Origin of the sequence: Paenibacillus sp. GM2 (assembly GCF_900069005.2) — a bacterium.
GTDB lineage: Bacteria > Bacillota > Bacilli > Paenibacillales > Paenibacillaceae > Fontibacillus.
Window position 1 is genome coordinate 2472423 of the sequence record NZ_LN831279.1, and the last position, 17452, is coordinate 2489874.

Annotated in this window: 18 protein-coding genes; 1 reads left to right on the forward strand and 17 read right to left on the reverse strand. The window is 48.3% G+C overall.

Going from position 1 to position 17452, the window contains the following annotated elements; all coding sequences use genetic code 11:
* Positions 1-19: 19 nt before the first annotated feature.
* From BN1360_RS20990 to lpdA, 4 genes are all read right to left on the reverse strand, one after another.
* Entirely contained in the window at positions 20-1381 is a 1362-nt protein-coding gene (locus tag BN1360_RS20990) for a dihydrolipoamide acetyltransferase family protein (RefSeq protein ID WP_068781802.1), read from the reverse strand.
* Positions 1382-1766: 385 nt separating this feature from the next.
* On the reverse strand, positions 1767-2753 hold the full coding sequence (locus BN1360_RS20995) for an alpha-ketoacid dehydrogenase subunit beta (RefSeq protein WP_068781803.1): 987 nt from the start codon (positions 2751-2753) through the stop codon (positions 1767-1769).
* A gap of 1 nt (position 2754) precedes the next feature.
* Positions 2755-3780 (reverse strand): thiamine pyrophosphate-dependent dehydrogenase E1 component subunit alpha, encoded by a 1026-nt coding sequence (locus tag BN1360_RS21000; RefSeq protein WP_068781804.1) that lies wholly within the window; start codon positions 3778-3780, stop codon positions 2755-2757.
* 442 nt (positions 3781-4222) lie between these two features.
* Positions 4223-5641, reverse strand: coding sequence for a dihydrolipoyl dehydrogenase (lpdA, locus tag BN1360_RS21005; RefSeq protein ID WP_068781805.1), 1419 nt, complete (start codon positions 5639-5641; stop codon positions 4223-4225).
* Positions 5642-5815: 174 nt separating this feature from the next.
* Between lpdA and BN1360_RS21010 the strand changes: the two genes are divergently transcribed.
* A complete protein-coding gene (locus BN1360_RS21010) occupies positions 5816-6094 on the forward strand; it encodes a DUF2627 domain-containing protein (RefSeq protein WP_068781806.1) in 279 nt (92 codons plus the stop codon).
* Between the two features lie 121 nt (positions 6095-6215).
* Here the strand turns inward: BN1360_RS21010 and BN1360_RS21015 are convergent, their stop codons facing one another.
* From BN1360_RS21015 to BN1360_RS26065, 13 genes are all read right to left on the reverse strand, one after another.
* Complete coding sequence (locus BN1360_RS21015) at positions 6216-6437, reverse strand: hypothetical protein (protein WP_229521068.1); 222 nt, start codon at positions 6435-6437, stop codon at positions 6216-6218.
* A gap of 130 nt (positions 6438-6567) precedes the next feature.
* On the reverse strand, positions 6568-6981 hold the full coding sequence (locus BN1360_RS21020; RefSeq protein ID WP_068781808.1) for a hypothetical protein: 414 nt from the start codon (positions 6979-6981) through the stop codon (positions 6568-6570).
* Between the two features lie 167 nt (positions 6982-7148).
* Positions 7149-7439: a MazG nucleotide pyrophosphohydrolase domain-containing protein gene (locus BN1360_RS21025; RefSeq protein WP_068781809.1), complete on the reverse strand. Its 291-nt coding sequence runs from the start codon at positions 7437-7439 to the stop codon at positions 7149-7151.
* 189 nt (positions 7440-7628) lie between these two features.
* Positions 7629-8435 carry a sporulation transcription factor Spo0A gene (gene spo0A / locus BN1360_RS21030; protein WP_068781810.1) on the reverse strand — a complete coding sequence of 269 codons (807 nt, stop codon included), beginning with the start codon at positions 8433-8435 and terminating at the stop codon, positions 7629-7631.
* A 289-nt stretch (positions 8436-8724) separates the two neighbouring features.
* On the reverse strand, positions 8725-10053 hold the full coding sequence (gene spoIVB / locus BN1360_RS21035) for a SpoIVB peptidase (RefSeq protein WP_068781811.1): 1329 nt from the start codon (positions 10051-10053) through the stop codon (positions 8725-8727).
* Positions 10054-10166: 113 nt separating this feature from the next.
* A complete protein-coding gene (recN, locus tag BN1360_RS21040) occupies positions 10167-11891 on the reverse strand; it encodes a DNA repair protein RecN (RefSeq protein WP_068781812.1) in 1725 nt (574 codons plus the stop codon).
* Between the two features lie 40 nt (positions 11892-11931).
* Positions 11932-12381, reverse strand: coding sequence for a transcriptional regulator AhrC/ArgR (gene ahrC, locus BN1360_RS21045; protein ID WP_068781838.1), 450 nt, complete (start codon positions 12379-12381; stop codon positions 11932-11934).
* A 14-nt stretch (positions 12382-12395) separates the two neighbouring features.
* Positions 12396-12881, reverse strand: coding sequence for a hypothetical protein (locus BN1360_RS21050; RefSeq protein WP_068781813.1), 486 nt, complete (start codon positions 12879-12881; stop codon positions 12396-12398).
* Between the two features lie 144 nt (positions 12882-13025).
* Positions 13026-13868: a TlyA family RNA methyltransferase gene (locus tag BN1360_RS21055; RefSeq protein WP_068781814.1), complete on the reverse strand. Its 843-nt coding sequence runs from the start codon at positions 13866-13868 to the stop codon at positions 13026-13028.
* A 67-nt stretch (positions 13869-13935) separates the two neighbouring features.
* On the reverse strand, positions 13936-15840 hold the full coding sequence (gene dxs, locus BN1360_RS21060; RefSeq protein ID WP_068781815.1) for a 1-deoxy-D-xylulose-5-phosphate synthase: 1905 nt from the start codon (positions 15838-15840) through the stop codon (positions 13936-13938).
* 94 nt (positions 15841-15934) lie between these two features.
* Complete coding sequence (locus BN1360_RS21065) at positions 15935-16837, reverse strand: polyprenyl synthetase family protein (protein WP_068781816.1); 903 nt, start codon at positions 16835-16837, stop codon at positions 15935-15937.
* A complete protein-coding gene (xseB, locus tag BN1360_RS21070; protein ID WP_068781817.1) occupies positions 16830-17084 on the reverse strand; it encodes an exodeoxyribonuclease VII small subunit in 255 nt (84 codons plus the stop codon). Before xseB ends, BN1360_RS21065 begins: the two co-directional genes overlap by 8 nt.
* Positions 17074-17452: exodeoxyribonuclease VII large subunit (locus BN1360_RS26065; protein ID WP_324254283.1), on the reverse strand; the 379-nt coding region annotated here is incomplete at its 5' end. The genes xseB and BN1360_RS26065, both read right to left, overlap by 11 nt.

Sequence of the window (17452 nt, forward strand, 5' to 3'; positions counted from 1 at the left end):
ATGGTGTCCCCCAGAAGAATCAATAAACTTGCGTATCCAGCGTAAAGCCTTCGATATTGTCCTTCACGCGCTGCATGAACCGGCCGCAGATGACGCCATCCAAAATACGATGATCCAGTGACAGACACAGATTCGCCATTGAACGAACCGCAATCATATCATTGATCACCACCGGACGCTTCACAATGGATTCGAAGGTCAGGATGGCGGCTTGCGGATAATTGATAATCGGCTGTGTCAGGATTGAACCGAAGGAACCGGTATTGTTCACGGTAAAAGTCCCGCCCTGCATATCGTCCAGTTTCAATTTGCCTGCGCGAACCTTGGAAGCCAACTCATCGATCTCCCGGGCAAGACCGGCGATGCTCTTCTGATCGGCATTTTTGATGACTGGAGTTAACACAGAGTCTTCAGTACCAACGGCCAGAGACAGATTGATGTCCCGCTTGACGATAATCTTGTCGACCGCCCAGACGGAATTCATAATCGGATAGTCTTTAATCGCACCAACAACGGCTTTAAGAACAAAGGCCAAATAAGTCAGGTTGATGCCTTCCTTTTGCTTAAATTCGTTCTTCAGCTTATTGCGAAGCTGTACAAGGCTGGTTACATCGACCTCGATCATCATCCAACCATGCGGAATCTCCGATACGCTCTGACGCATCCGGGTCGCAATCGTATTGCGAATCGGCGTAACATCAATGAAGTATTCGGAGCGTCCGCCCTCTACTTCGATCGTCGGAATGCGCGGGGTCTCGGTTAGGTGCAGGCCTGAATGACGTACAGGCTCTGAAGCGGGAGCCGCAGGAATAATACCTGGCGTTACTACAGCTTGTACAGGTGCAGTCTGAGGCTGCGTTGCAGGTACCGATTGCGAGGCCGCCGGAGCCGCGGTGGCCGCATTAGCAGAGCCCTGGTTCTCGATGTAATGCAATACATCCTTGCGCGTCACTCTGCCGCCCAGCCCTGTGCCTGGAACCGCTTGAAGATTTATACCATGTTCAGCCGCTAAGGTCTGAACTGCAGGCGAGTATCTGGCTCGCTGTGAATCGCCGTTATCTACGGAAGCGCCTGCGGTAGCTTGTACAGATTCAGCCGCTTGCGACTCCTGCTCCGCAGCAGACACGGCTTGCTCTGTCTCAATCCGGCAGATGATCGTTCCTACAGCAATCTCCTCGCCTTCCTGTACGAGAAGCTCACCCATAATCCCGTCCAGAGTCGACGGAATCTCAGCATTTACTTTATCGGTAATGACTTCGCAGATTGGTTCATATTGCTCTACAGGATCGCCCGGCTTCTTAAGCCATTTGCCGACCGTAGCCGATACGAGCGATTCTGCCAATTGCGGCATCACAATATCATTCATTACTTTCTTGAACATGCTCTCACTCCCATTTAGAGGTTGTTCAAAAAGTCCGATTTGTTAAGAAAAAGTATCGAAGTAACTCTAGAATGAGCTGACCGCGACTTTAAGTTTGTTTTCTTTGCGATATAGAATTCTTGTCAGCTTCCGCTGAAAGCCTATAAATCTATATCTAACACGAAGAAAATCGGGAGGCTATTCGGCATCGGATCTTTAAGTTCAGCCTAGGCTAAGCCAGTGCAAGTCGAAGTTATATGTCTCCTTCGGAAATATCACAGAGGCTCACATCATCCTGCAAGCCTATCCTTACGAAGTCATTTCTCCGAAACTGCAGCTCGGCCCATTCGTTTAGCTTCATCCAACCTTCTGGTGCAGAAAAATCGGCCTTTTTGAACAGCATATTTTAATATAGCGCTAATTGAAGCATTGCTTCCTTTAACTTGTCTTTGTTCAGCATGAAGAACTTCTCCATCGGCGGATTAATCGGCATCGCTGGCACGTCCGGCCCGCACAACCGCTGGATCGGAGCATCGAGATCATATAAACATTCCTCAGCAATAATCGCCGATACTTCAGCCCCAATGCCGCCTGTCTTGTTGTCTTCGTGAACGATCAGCACTTTCCCGGTCTTCTTGACCGCAGCGATAATCGCTTCTAGGTCCAATGGCTGAAGGGTACGCAAATCCAGGATATGCGAAGTGATGCCTTGCTCAGCCTCCAGCTCCTCCGCAGCCTGCATGGCGAAATGAAGCGGCAGGCTGTAGCTGATCACTGTAATGTCCTCGCCTTCGCGAAGCAGGTTGGCTTTGCCCAGTGGAACCGTATAATCCTCTTCCGGAACATCGCCCTTGATCAGCTTGTAGCATTTCTTATTCTCGAAGAACAGCACCGGATCAGGGTCGCGAATTGCAGCCTTCAGCAGCCCTTTCGCATCATACGCTGAATAAGGAGCTACAATTTTCAGTCCCGGTGTACCGAAGAAGATCGATTCCGGACATTGGGAGTGATACAATCCGCCGAAAATACCGCCGCCGATCGGTGCGCGAACCACGAGCGGACAATCCCAGTCATTGTTCGAGCGATACCGAATTTTAGCAGCCTCACTAATAATCTGGTTCGTAGCAGGCAGCATGAAGTCGGAATATTGCATCTCGGCGATCGGTCTCATACCGTACATCGCCGCTCCAATCGCTACACCAGCAATCGCGGATTCAGCCAGCGGCGTATCGATAACCCGCTCTTCGCCGAACTGCTGCTGCAGCCCTTTCGTCGTAGTGAACACGCCGCCTTTGACGCCAACATCTTCCCCCAGTACAAAGACTCGTTCATCGCGCTCCATCTCTTCCTGCATAGCCAGGCGAAGCGCATCCACATATTCCATTACCGGCATCTCATTGTCCCTCCCCATCGTTCGCGTATACATGCAGCAGCGTATCCTCGGGGTTCGGGAACGAAGCGCGCTCAGCTTCATCAATGGCTAATTTAAGCTCTTGCTTGATTTCCTCCGCTAGCGCTGCTTCCTGCTCCTCGCTCCATAAGCCGCATTCCATTAAATAAGTTTTCATTCTTGGGAGGCCGTCTTTCTTCCAATTCTCATCGACTTCCTCTTTGGTACGATAAGCCAGATCGTTATCCGAGGTCGAGTGCGGAGAGAGTCTGTACATCATCGCTTCAATCAAGGTTGGCCCCTCGCCGCGGACTGCACGCTCACGCGCTTCCTTCACAACCCGGTATACTTCAAGGGGATCATTGCCATCCACACGAATTCCCGGGAATCCGTAGCCAAGCGCACGATCGCTTACCTTGCCACCAAGCTGTTTCTTGATCGGTACAGAGATCGCATACTGGTTGTTCTCACACAGAAAAATAACCGGCAGCTTCTGCACACCAGCGAAGTTAAGCCCTTCGTGGAAATCCCCCTGGTTGCTGGAGCCTTCGCCAAAGGTTACGAAGGAGACGATATCCTTCTTCTGCATTTTCGCCGATAATGCTACACCAACCGCATGCGGAACCTGTGTCGTTACAGGACTGGAGCCAGTTACGATACGCAGGCGTTTGCTGCCAAAATGGCCCGGCATTTGCCGACCGCCGCTGTTCGGGTCATCCGCCTTGGCAAAGGCTGACAGCATTAATTCCTTTAAGGTCATGCCAACGGAAAGTACAAATCCGTAGTCCCGATAATACGGAAGAAAATAGTCGCGTTCACGATCTAGCGCAAACGCTGCAGCAATCTGTGTGCTCTCCTGGCCAATGCCGGAAACATGAAAATTAATCTTGCCTGCTCGCTGGAGCAATAAGCAGCGCTCATCGAATTTACGAGCGAGCACCATATATTTATACATGTCTACTACTGCGGTTTCTGATAATCCGAGCTGCTCATGTCTTGGCTTCGTTTGAACTGAGTTTTTTGCGTTCATGGAGTTACCTCCTTCATATGGTTCCCGTATCTTATAACGTCTTATGTTGCCTTATCTTAAAACCTGGTACTAAGACTTGGGTTAACCTTATTATAAACCTTTTCCCGGCAAAAAGAAAACATTTAAAAGCACTTGTTCGAAAAGCCGGTTTCCACCCTTCTGATACTCAGAACAATACCATGCAATTAGATTAGATGAACCTAAAGCCTGTTAGTGCGCGATATGGAATCAGGGTGCCAAGTGGGGCAGATTTTAACGAAACTACAGATCGTTATTACCTCAAAAACAGCGGCAAATAAAATCTAACGAAACACCATATCGTTATTAGCGAGAATTTCAGGCATTAAGCTCCAAATAGCCAAAATAACGATACCGCGTTTCGTTAAAATGTTTTGCAGCTTATTTGGAGCCAAATAGCGATACCATGTTTCGTTAGGGGAAATTAAAAGTTGATATTTCGGCCGTCTACAACCAGCGCCGCTTCCCCGATAATTTCGGACAGCGAAGGATGAGCAAAGGCCACTTGCCCCAGTTCCCAAGGTGTAGCATCCAGGATGGCCGCCATTGCAGTCTGGTTAATCAGCTCTGTAACATGATTCCCGATCATTTGAACACCAAGAATATCCTGGCTGTTCGCATCGGTCACGATTTTTACAAAGCCCTCTTTATCACCGTGTACCAGCGCTTTGCCGATCACCGAGAATGGAGCTTTGCCAATCTTAACCTCATGGCCCTTAGCTTTAGCTTCCTTCTCGCTTAGACCCACAGATGCCACTTCCGGTCGACTGTACACACAGCGTGGGACTTGGTTCTCATCATAATGTAACTCTTCTTCGGCCATGTGATGCACGGCAACCAAACCTTCATGGCTGGCTGCATGAGCCAACTGCAAACCGCCGATGCAGTCGCCGATCGCATAAATATGCGGCTCCGTTGTTTGCATATGCTCATTGACGCGGATAAACCCGTTGCTCAACGCAATATCCGTATTTTCCAGGCCGATATTCTCGGCATTAGCTTGTCTTCCAACCGAAATGAGCAGCTTGTCCGCTTGTAATTCAATCGTCTGTTCCCCTTGCTGGGCCGAGATATGTACCTGGCCGTCCATCACAGCATAGGTATCCGGCGATACCTTGACACCTGTCAGCACTTTAATTCCCCGCTTAAGCAAATGTTTCTGCAGCTCGCGGGCCACCTCTTCGTCTTCGGCAGGCAGCAGTTGTCCCGCCGCTTCAACTACAGTAACATGGACACCGAAATCCTGAAGCAAAGAAGCCCATTCAACGCCAATGACGCCGCCGCCTACGATGATCATGGATTCAGGCAAATCCTCCAGCAGGAGCGCCTCATCGCTGCTCAGAATATGCTCTCCATCAGGAACAAGCCCTGGCAGGCTGCGCGGACGCGATCCGGTCGCGATAATCAAATTGGTCGGAACAACTGTCTCCATTTCTCCATCATTCAACTCGACCGCAACAGCGCCGCTCTTTGGCGAGAAAATAGAAGGACCGATCACCCGGCCTTTCCCTTGGATAACGGTGATCTTATTTTTTTTCATCAAATACTGAACACCTTTATATAATTGATCTACAATCGCCTGCTTCCGCTCCTGCACCTTCGGGAATACCAGCGACAAGCCGCTCGTCTCGATGCCGTAGCTGGCGCTATCCTTCATTTGCGAATATAGTTCCGCGCTGCGGAGGAGCGCCTTGCTAGGAATACAACCGCGATGAAGGCAGGTTCCCCCCAGCTTGTCCTGCTCTATAATTACGACCTCTTTACCCAGTTGCGCGGCACGAATTGCGGCAATATATCCGCCCGTCCCTCCACCAAGCACAGCTACGTCACATGTTATCGCCATAAATATATCTCCACCATTCTATTTCGAATAATTACATTTGCTATATTCTACATTTTACCTCGTTTTTGAATGATTACAAATCAGGCTTGTAAATAGACAGAATCCTAAGAAGAAGGTATGATTAGAATAATTCCAATTCATTACTGTTCGCGAAAGGAAAGGGATACATATACGATGAAGCTGATGATCTCCCGTTTTATTGCGATTGTTATTCTGGTCATTCCCGGCATCGCAGCTATGATCGGCTTTTTGAAAATCAAGGATGCTGTTTTCCTTTATTATTCCCAGCATGGCAATGACGCCTTGGCCGCCCCTACCTTCGACTGGTTGAATTTTATTGTGGGGTTATTGCTATTTGCAGCTGGCATCAGCTTCTTGGCGGGCTGGATTTATTTTCGCGACCGCAAACGCGGCTATGGCAAGCGCCACAAGAAAGGTACCGTCACGGAGTAACCGATCACTCTGCTCCCATTGCGACCCGGACTTAAACAAAAAACTCTCTCCCTGCTGTAATTTATGTACGCATTGGGAAAGAGTTTTTTTATAGTCTAATAACAGCTTGCATAAAAATCGATCACTCATACAAAGCATCCTTCAACTTGGTAGACATCCTTGGATTATGCTTGGCCGAGAGACGAAGAATCGTCTTCTTCAATCGCTTATTTTCCTCTTCCAACTGCTGCAGCTGATCGATTAATTCTCCGATCCACTGCTTGTTATGAACTTTTTCATCCAACTGTTCCAATCTATCTCTATATTGTTCAAGCCTCGCTTGAATCTCCTTTGTCTCTTCCAACGTCCTTCGTCCTCCCATTTACACTAATATAGCTATTCATATGATGCTGACGAGATTTCACTTATTTATTGTAGCATAAGAGATAAAAGAGCGCTGAAAGATCAGTTACATTTCCACCTGGTCCAGTGTATTACTCCGGCTTCCCCTCAGACTTCTGAATAGCGGCGTGGATCCGCTGCAGCCATGTAATAATCTCAGCGATGCCAATGAATAAAAAGCCGGCAGCCCCACCATAAATCCAATAAACAAGCGCATTCCATAAGCTGAGACCCTTGCTTAGACGACTGTCCATAATACCTATAATCATTCCGATCACTAGCGACAAAATAATCAACACAATTCCAAACGCGAATAAAATCATCGAAACCAAATTGCGTGGTTCATACTTTTTAATATTCCTACGCATCTCATCCATTACGATAACGTCCAATTGCCCTTCTTCTCGCAACCGTTCAGCCTCTGATTCAGCCGACGACCTGACAATATACCGGATCTCCTTCTCGCTATCGGTTTCCTGATCCCTATACTTCACATAAAAAGCCACCGACATCTCCCCTGTTTAATATTTCCATTTATCATAACATGCAAATCTTAAGCAAGTCACCCGACCTCATAAAAATAAAAAAACGCCAAGCTCCACTACCGGCCTCTTGACGTTATGTATTTCGGACACAGATACCGATTCACCCGGTTAGCCATAGCTAGCCGTAGCTACCCCCAAGTCCTCTGTTCGTTAATCTTCATTTTCTTCTTAAAAGCTTGATCCAGATCGATTCCCAGCTTGTTGGCCAAATCGAATATATTCCAGACGACATCATACATCTCAAAGCCAAGGTTCTCTTTCTTCTCTGCTGCAGGATCGAAGGACACCTCAAGAACTTCTTTCGACAGCTCCCCTACTTCGGTCATCAAATAAAGCATCCGCTGTTCAATACTGCTCGACTCAAAGCCCTTCTCCTTGCTGTACTCTCTAACATACTGCTGAAACTGCGCTGTATTCATATCCCAATCCCTACCTTTGTATAAAAAACGACGTTATAAAGTATATGAGTCAGTATAGAACGGCAGGGTGGGATTGGCAAGTCAACTCCATGTTCGCCTATTCTTAGATCGAATTCGTCATAAAAATACCGCTCTTTATCGGTTTCCGAAGGAGCCGATAAAGAGCGGTATTTCCTATTCTTTACCCTTTCAAGACACCTTATGCTCAATCCGCAGCTTATCTGCTACCATCGCGATGAATTCGCTGTTAGTTGGTTTCGATTTGCTGATGTTAACGGTGTAGCCAAACAGGTGGCTGATGGAGTCAAGGTTGCCGCGCGTCCAAGCAACTTCGATGGCATGACGGATGGCGCGTTCCACACGGGAAGGTGTCGTCTTGAATTTCTCAGCGATCGCTGGATACAGAGTTTTCGTAATGGCTCCCAGGATTTCAATGTTATTGTAAACCATTGTAATGGCCTCGCGCAGATACTGATATCCCTTAATATGCGCAGGCACCCCGATCTCATGTATGATAGTTGTTATGTTCGCGTCCAAGTTTTTGCCTTTGCCAATTGGAACAACATTCGATTTGCTGAAGGATGAGGATGGCGTTGTCCCCATTGTTACCGCCGATACGCCCACCAATTGACGAATACGATTGACGAGAACCTCCATATCGAAAGGCTTAAGGATGTAGTATGATGCTCCAAGCTGTACAGCACGTTGCGTAATGTTCTCCTGACCAAAAGCGGTCAACATAATAATTTTGGGCTGCGGAGTCAAATTCATTTCGCGTAACCGTTCCAATACGCCCAGACCGTCCAGATGCGGCATGATAATATCCAGAATCAACACGTCCGGAATTTTAGAAGCGTTGTCGATCATCTCCAGCACTTCTTCGCCATTATAAGCAATTCCCGAGACGATCATATCGTCCTGCTCCGAGATGTACTCCCCGAGCAAATTCGTAAATTCCCGATTATCATCCGCCAACAACACTTCAATTTTCTGCACTGACGACGTCCTCCTTAAGTACTTGAATAAATTATTAACTTACTTTCTCTTCCAGATTAAGGATTCGACATGCGAAAGTAAATTCCTTCTGTCGAAAAATTTTTTTCTTTAATTTTTTATTCGTTTAAGATATAATATATTATTTATTTACAGATTGCGATAACTTTTTATTAATTTCGACAAAGCTTTGCATAAAACACCTCTCGCCAGCGACAAAATATTTATCGCCCCGGAGCTGTATTATCCCTGTCCAACAACACAATTTTCCTCTAAAGAAAAGATCCTAAGGCTAACTAGCCTTAAGATCCTGGTAAGTTGGTTTATGCTTAAGAACTCCTGCATCCTGCAGCATCCATTCGATGAAGCAACCATAACCCGAACGCGGATCGTTCACAAAGACATGGGTTACTGCACCGATTAGCTTGCCATTCTGGATTATAGGGCTGCCGCTCATTCCTTGTACAATTCCTCCGGTCTTCTCGATCAGGCGCGAATCTGTAATACGCAGCACCAATCCTTTGGTCTCCGGAGCATTTTGCCGGGATACATGAATGATTTCGACTTTAAACCTCTCCACCTTCTGCCCTTCAACAACGGTTAAAATTTCTGCCGGTCCTTCCTTTACTTCTTCAGAAAAAGCAACAGGGATCCCGTCTTTATAGACACTATGTTCAGGATTTTCGCCCATTTTACCGAAGATGCCAAATGGAGTATTCCGTTCAATGGTTCCAAGAGTTTTTCCTTCTTTAATAAAATGAGCTCGCTTCTCTCCAGGCTCTCCACTCTCGCTCTTGGAAATCGACGTTACGCTGGATTGCAAAATCTGCCCACTGCCTACGACAATCGGGGTCTGGGTATTCATATCGGTAATGACATGTCCCAGAGCTCCATATACCCCATGCTTGGGCGCGTAGAAAGTTAATGTTCCAACACCTGCAGCTGAGTCGCGGATATACAACCCAATCCTCCAGGAACGATCCTGATTGTCAAAAGCGGGAGTAAGCAATGTCGTATAAGTTCTTCCGCCGCGCTTGTAAGTAACTTTAATCGGCTGGTTTTTCTTGCCCGCTTGGTCTGCAATAATCGCAACATCTTTGACATCCTTTAATTCGACGCCATTCAAATGGGTAATTAAATCACCTGTCTTCAGTCCGGCCACTTCACCAGGGGATAACTTGTCATGGTTCGTTGCTACCTGATGATGACCTACGACAAGGATGCCTGCGGATTTCACTTTCACTCCGATCGTCTGCCCTCCGGGGATGACCTTCAAGTCAGGGATTACATTAACCTTCACGGTCTTGAGAGGAATTTGTCCGAATAATTTCATGCGGATATTTGCTTCACCGCTGCCGACACTATCCAGCTTGAGCGGTTCGCCTAGGGAGACTGTCATCGTTGGAACTGCCTGCCCATTTAGCGTAAGCACATCGGGTCGATCAACGCTAACAGATGCCTGTACGGGCAAAGCTAAATTTAGCTGTGTACCCTGCCCCTGGAACAAGCGCAGCTCATCCGGCAAATTGAAGGATTGTCCATTTACCGCGGTTGAACCGAGAAAACATAAGAAAAAGGCAAATAAAAGACCGAGTAATCTCTTGGTTAGGTTCGGGTTCAATGGCTGTCACACTCCCTTTAGCTTCTTCGCTTGACGAAAAGGTGGTCGCCAATTGCGTACCTATAAGATACCCTGGGGCAGGTCTTTTATTACTGTCAATCATTGTTCCGGCCTCAAATTGAATCCTTTTGAGCCGCAGCCAGCTTAAGCATTTCCTGGGCATGATGCTGCGTCTTCTCAGTAATCTCGACGCCCCCAAGCATGCGGGCCAATTCATTTACGCGCCCTTCCTCGCTAAGCTCCTCGATCTGAGTCATGGTCCGCCCATCCGCTACGATCTTCTCGATTAAATATTGCTGATCCGCCATACACGCTACCTGGGGCAAGTGCGTAATGGAGAAGACCTGGCATGTTCTCGATAAGCGGAACAGCTTCTCGGCGATCGACTGGGCGGCACGCCCGCTCACCCCTGTATCCACTTCATCAAATATAAGTACAGGAACATTATCATGACGAGCGAAGATGCTCTTCATCGCCAGCATAATCCGCGACAATTCCCCGCCGGAAGCAATCTTGCTCAAAGGACGCAAGGGTTCCCCCGGATTGGGCGATATTAGAAACTCGGCAACATCGATACCATGACGGCCAGGACGGATCTTTCTGCCCAGCCAATCTACGCCCTGAGTGTCTTCATTCCAATCCAGCTTCACCTTAAATGAAGTCCGCTCCATCTGCAGTTCCTTAAGCTCTATTTCGATCTGAGCAGCAAGCTCCTCCGCCATCCGGCGCCGCACAGTGCTCAGCTGCTCGCCCTCATCAAGCAGCTGCTTCAGCAGCTCTTCACGTTTGGCTTCAAGCTTATCCAGCAATTCATCCTTATTCTCCAGCGTCTCCGTCTCTTGGAGAATCTTATTATAATAAGCCAAAATATCCTCGGCATTGTCACCATACTTGCGCTTCAGGGAAGACAGCAGATCAAGCCGATCCTCCACTTCCTCCAGGCGCTCGGGATTAAATTCAATATTATCCCTGTAATTACGCAGACTATAGGAGGCATCCTCAAGCTGATAATAAGCGCTTTGCAGTTGCTCCAGCATCGGGCCGATACCGCGTTGATCGAAGCCTGCAACGTCATTCAGTTTGGCTAATGCCTTCGCAACAGCTTCCAATCCTTGGGACCCATAAAGCAGATCATAAGCCAGAGATATCGAGTCCATCATTTTCTCACTATGGGATAGCTTGTTCTTTTCCTCCAGTAATAATTCATCTTCACCAGCTTTTAATCCAGCCGCTGCGATCTCTTCAATTTGAAAGCGATACAAATCGAGCATCTGCAGCGCTTGCTGACTGGTATTGCGAAGATCATTATATTCCTTATCGACTTTAGCATAGGCAGAGTATGTATCCTGGTATTTCGCCTTAACAGGACGGATTGCCTCAGCCCCATAAGCATCCAGCAGTCCCAGATGCAGCTCCGGTCGAAGCAGGGTTCCATGCTCATGTTGTCCATGTAAATTGATTAATTGCTCCCCGACCTCGCGCAGCATGGACAAATTGACAAGCTGACCATTGATTCGTGCAGTACTCTTGCCCTGGGCACTGATCTCACGACGAATGATCAATAGCTCCTCTGAACTTGCACTAATGCCGAAATCCGCAAGTGTGGTCCATACCGAATGAGCTGGCGGCAGGTCAAAGGAAGCCTCCATCTCCGCTCGCTCGCAGCCATAGCGAATCAAATCCGCAGAGCCGCGGCCTCCAGCTAAAAGACCCAGAGCATCGATAATGATCGATTTACCTGCACCTGTCTCACCGGTAAGAACATGAAATCCATTATGAAATTTGACGTCTACTGCCTCCACAACCGCCAAATTCCGGATCGATAAATGGACTAACAACGCACGACAACCCCTTTCCCAATTAAGGCAATATCACAAATCAGGAAATAAAACCCATAATTTGGTCGATTACAAAATGGCTGTACGCTTCGTCCCGACAGATCATTAAAATTGTATCGTCTCCGCAGATCGTTCCAAGAAGATCCGGCCATTCCATATTATCGAGCAGAACCGCAACCGAATTGGCCGTCCCCGGCAAGCATTTGATGACCACCAGATTGCCGGTATGATCGATGCTTACGAAGCTATCGACCAGCGCGCGCTGCAGCTTCTGGATCGGATTATAACGCTGTGCCGTCGGCAACGAATATTTATAACGACCGTCATCTGTAGGAACCTTAATCAACATCAATTCTTTGATGTCGCGGGATACTGTAGCCTGGGTAACCTGAAAGCCGGATTCCCTAAGCGCTTCGACCAATTCATCCTGTGTTTCAACTTCCCGATTTGAAATAATTTCTCTTATTTTAATATGTCGTTGACCTTTCATAACATCCTCCATGTTCATTCATTGGCTATTTCATCCTCTTCGGATTCTCCTGCTGTCAAGACGATCTCCCGGATGGTCTCTTGCTCCAAATCAATATACAAGACCCCGGCGCAATCCGGATACAGCAGCAGGAAGCTCAGAAAATCCTTACGCATGCCGCTGCCTGTCCACTCGATGGGCAATCGTTCTCGGGAGGTTCTAACAATATAGAATTCCCTATTCTTGACGACAATATAGTCGATAAACAGACGGCTGTGAAAAACTTGTTCATCCACCTTAAAGGTTAATGGAACCTTCAGCTTGTCGCTGAGGACCTCATAACCTGCCTGTTCCAGCATATTTACCGCCGGATGATCCAGAATCTCCTCGTTCATCTCAAATCCGATGCCGGATCTGAGTGTAAAAGGCTTGCGTACCCAGGAACGAAAAGTCCGGTAAATCAAGAACAGAATAATTCCCGTAATCAGCAGCATCAATAAACCGTCAGAGTAATCTCCCATCCGAAATCACCTCAGAGATTAATTCGACGAAATGAAGGCCAGCTCCTGTCATGAAGGCAACATTTTATTTACCTCCTATTATAGGGAACATCTGTTCTGTTTTCAATATAATCCTCCGCTAATCCACAAAAAAATGAAAACCCGTCATTTCGACGGGTTCACACTGAACACTGCTCCAGCTTCCTCAACCACCTGACGGGCAAGCTTCAAGATTGCTTCGGAATCAGCCTCCTGGACTGAATTTTCAGTCAGGCGCAGATGCGCCAAAAATTCAACATTCCCCTCCCCGCCAGTAATCGGCGAGTAAGTCAGTCCCTGCAGCGCATATCCAAGGCCGAGCGCCTCTTCAAGGACCTGCTCCAGCACTTCGATGTGGACCTTCGGGTCCCGAACGACACCGGACTTGCCCACCTTCTCACGCCCGGCTTCGAATTGCGGCTTAATCAGTGCGACGACATCAGCGGGACGCTGCAGCAGTTCGAGAAGCGGCGGAAGAATGATCTTGAGCGATATAAAAGAAACGTCAATGCTGGCAAAATTCGGGATTGGACCGTCCAGATCCTCAGGGGTCATATACCTGAAGTTGGTCCGCTCCTTCACATTCACCCTCTCGTCATTACGCAGCGACCAATCGAGCTGATTGTAGCCAACATCAATAGCATAGACATAGCTGGCTCCATGCTGCAAGGCGCAGTCCGTGAACCCGCCTGTCGAAGAACCGATATCAAGCATGACACGGCCGGTCATCTCGATCTGGAACCATTTCAGCGCCTTCTCCAGCTTCAAGCCGCCTCGACCAACATAAGGATGGACAGCTCCTTTAACCGATAACGCCGTATCTCGCGGAATCTTCGTTCCAGCCTTTTCTAGCTGTTGTGTCCCGCTATAGACTAACCCGGCCATAATGGCCGCTTTTGCTTTTTCCCTACTGTCAAAATACCCCTGCTCAACAAGCAGGACATCTAATCTTTCCTTGGATACTGACATGTAATTCTCCTGACTGATACAAAAATCATCTCTCGCGAGGTTTATTAACCGGATAGAGCTTAGTCAGTTATTGATTCGCTTTTTGGGTAAAAGCAAACTTCTGTCCGGCCCGATAGCTGCGGACCTTCTCAACCAGCTTATCCGCCGTCAGACCAACCTCCTGAAGCTGATCCTTCACACTGCCGTGCTCGATGAAGCGATCAGGGATGCCCATGAGGCTAATATCCAGGCCTGCGATCCCCTGCTTAGCGTAGAACTCCAGTACAGCGCTGCCCAGACTTCCTGCATCGCAGGCTTCCTCCATCACAATCATCTGTCTGTTATACTTCGCCAATTGCAGCAGCATGGTCTCATCGAGCGGCTTAATGAAGCGCGCGTTGACGATATTCAAATAAATCCCATCGCGCTTCAATGTGTTTGCCGCTTCCTCAGCGATTTGAATCATCGGACCTACAGCAATTATGATCGGTCCATCTCCTTCTCGCACGGTCTCCCAGGTTCCGATTGGAATCGGAGTCAATACCTCATCAAGCTGTACTCCCGGAACCCCGCTTCGCGGATAACGGTAAGCAATGGGCCCGTCATTATATTCAAGCGCCGTCTTCATCATATGACGCAGTTCATTCTCATCTTTTGGCATCATCAGTACGATATTTGGCACATGGCGCAAAAATGCGATGTCAAATACACCTTGATGCGTCTCACCATCTGCCCCGACAAAGCCTGCGCGGTCAATCGCAAACATCACGTTAGCGTTATGGCGGCAAATGTCATGTACAATCTGGTCGTAAGCTCGCTGCATAAACGTCGAATAGACAGCATATACAGGCTTCATGCCTTCCATGGCCAAGGCCGCACACATCGTGGCCGCATGCTGCTCAGCTATGCCGACATCTATCATACGGTCCGGGAACCGTTCGGCAAACTTAACTAGTCCCGAGCCGCCTGGCATTGCTGGAGTGACGGCTACAATCCGTTCATCCTGTTCGCCAAGTTCAATCAGGGTCTGACCAAAGACATCGGTATAAGTCGGATTGCCAACCGCTTTCAGAAGTTGACCGGACTCGATTTTGTATGGGCTAATTCCATGCCATTTAAAGGAGTCCTTCTCCGCCGGAGAATAACCCTTGCCCTTAGTCGTCAAGACATGGACAAGCACAGGGCCTTTTACATTATTAGCCTGGGTAAAGGCCTCAATCAAACCTTCGACATCATGACCATCCACCGGCCCCAAATATTTAAATCCAAGCTCTTCGAACAAAATGCCCGATAACATCATATATTTCAGGCTGTCTTTAAATTTCTCCACCGTCTTGGCTAATTTGCCACCGATGGCGGGAATTTTCTTAAGCAGCTGTTCAACTTCATCCTTGGCCCGCAAGTAATTACGGTCCGAGCGGATTTTCGTTAAATAATTATGAACCGCACCGACATTCGGAGCGATCGACATCTCGTTATCGTTTAAAATAACCATCATGTCTTTCTTCTCATGACCGATATGGTTCAATGCTTCAAAAGCCATTCCCCCGGTCAGAGCACCGTCACCGATAATGGCTACGACTTTATTGTCCGCGCCTTTGAGATCTCTGGCCAGCGCCATCCCCATGGCAGCGGATAACGAAGTGCTGCTATGTCCTGCTTCCCATACGTCATGCTCACTTTCGTTGCGCTTGACAAAGCCGCATAAGCCATTGTGCTGGCGCAGACTGTCGAAGCGATCCATCCGGCCGGTCAATATTTTATGCACATACGCCTGATGGCCAACGTCAAATATAAATTTATCTTTTGGACTGTTATAGCAATAATGAAGAGCAATCGTCAACTCAACTACACCCAAATTGGATGCCAAATGTCCGCCGGTCACCGACAATTTCTCGATCAGAAATTGCCGCACCTCTTCAGCAAGAGTCGGCAGTTGATCGACAGATAATTTCTTCAGATCGCACGGATCATTTATTTGCGAAAGCAGCATTATTTTTCCCCGCTTCCTAAACTGGATTTCTCATTGTTGATAATAGTCTACATTATACCATAGGAATCTCAAATTCATGAAATTATCCTGCAATTTAATGGTCTCTGCGCAGCAGATAATCAGCAATCTGCAGCAATCTGTCCGGTTCGCCGATCAAGCCCGTCGACACAATCCGTCTGGCTTCGGCCGTAAGTCGCTCCATTTCAGCTCTAGAGGCATCCAGTCCAATAAAATAAGGATAGGTTACCTTCTGCTGCTTCACATCGCTCTGAGTTTTCTTGCCCAGCTTGCTCTCATCGCCAACCAGATCAAGAATATCATCCTGGATTTGAAAAGCGAGCCCTATATTTCGTCCATAGGTTTCAAGCGCTTCCAGTTGTGCTGCCGAAGCTCCGGCAATCCGCCCCCCAGCCTTGAGACAGAATACGATCAAATCTCCAGTTTTATGCTTATGAATATATTGAAGCTGTTCCAGGCCGGTTATCCCTTGTTCACCTTCCATATCCGCAGCTTGTCCCCCGACCATACCGGCCGGACCTGAGAATTGCGACAGTTCCTCTACGATGGAGAGCACAGCTTCCGCCGGAACTCCGTGTTTGCGATGCGCTTCAACAACGCTATAGAAGGCGTGGGTCAACAGCCCATCACCGCCGAGTATTGCCATGGCTTCGCCGAATACTTTATGATTGGTCGGTTTGCCGCGCCGAAAATCATCATCATCCATCGCCGGCAAGTCGTCATGGATCAGCGAATAGGTATGTACCATTTCCACGGCGCAGGCCACAGGCAAAGCAGCCTCGCGACTGCCGCCCAGCGATTCCGCGGCGGCAATTACCAGCAGCGGACGAAGGCGTTTGCCTCCCGCCATTAAGGAATACTGCATGGATTCATGCAGATTGGTGGGAATCTCCCAATCTGCAGGGAAGATGGTGCGCAGATGAGAAGTGACCAAGCCGGAAATTTCTTCGATATAATGTGCTATCAATGTATCACCCAAGCGTCTCGCTCTCCTCTGTCTGCGGAATGAACGGCTGCTTTCGGATCTCGCCGTCCTCCTCCACAATCATCTCGATCTTGCGCTCCACCTGTGCCAGCTTCTGACCACACAGCTGCGACAGCTGCATGCCTTGCTGGAACAGATCGATCGCTTTCTCCAGCGGAACATCTCCATGCTCCAGTTGATTTACGATCGTCTCCAATTGATTCATCGCTTCCTCGAAGCTCATTTCCTGTTTATCTGTCATGATTGTTCTCATCTCCTTCCCGGCTCATGCCCCATACCTGACAATCCAACTCGCCATCCGTAACTTTGATCTTGACCATATCCCCTGGTTCAACATCATTTAATGATTTGATTAACGATTTATGCTGTTCATCATAGACAAGGCTGTACCCTCGGGCCATGACCTTAAGCGGACTCAGGGCATCCAACTGACGTATGCTGGAATGCAGCCGCTGAGAATTCTCCTTGAGCATTCCTGTCACCGCCTGCTTCAGCTGCCGCTCCATCTCGCCCTGCCTGCGCTTCGCATAAAGCAGGGTCTCCTGCGGGTGATGCCGCAGGAGACGGGCGCTCAGGCGGCCATGCGAGCTGACCGCCAGCTCCCTGCGG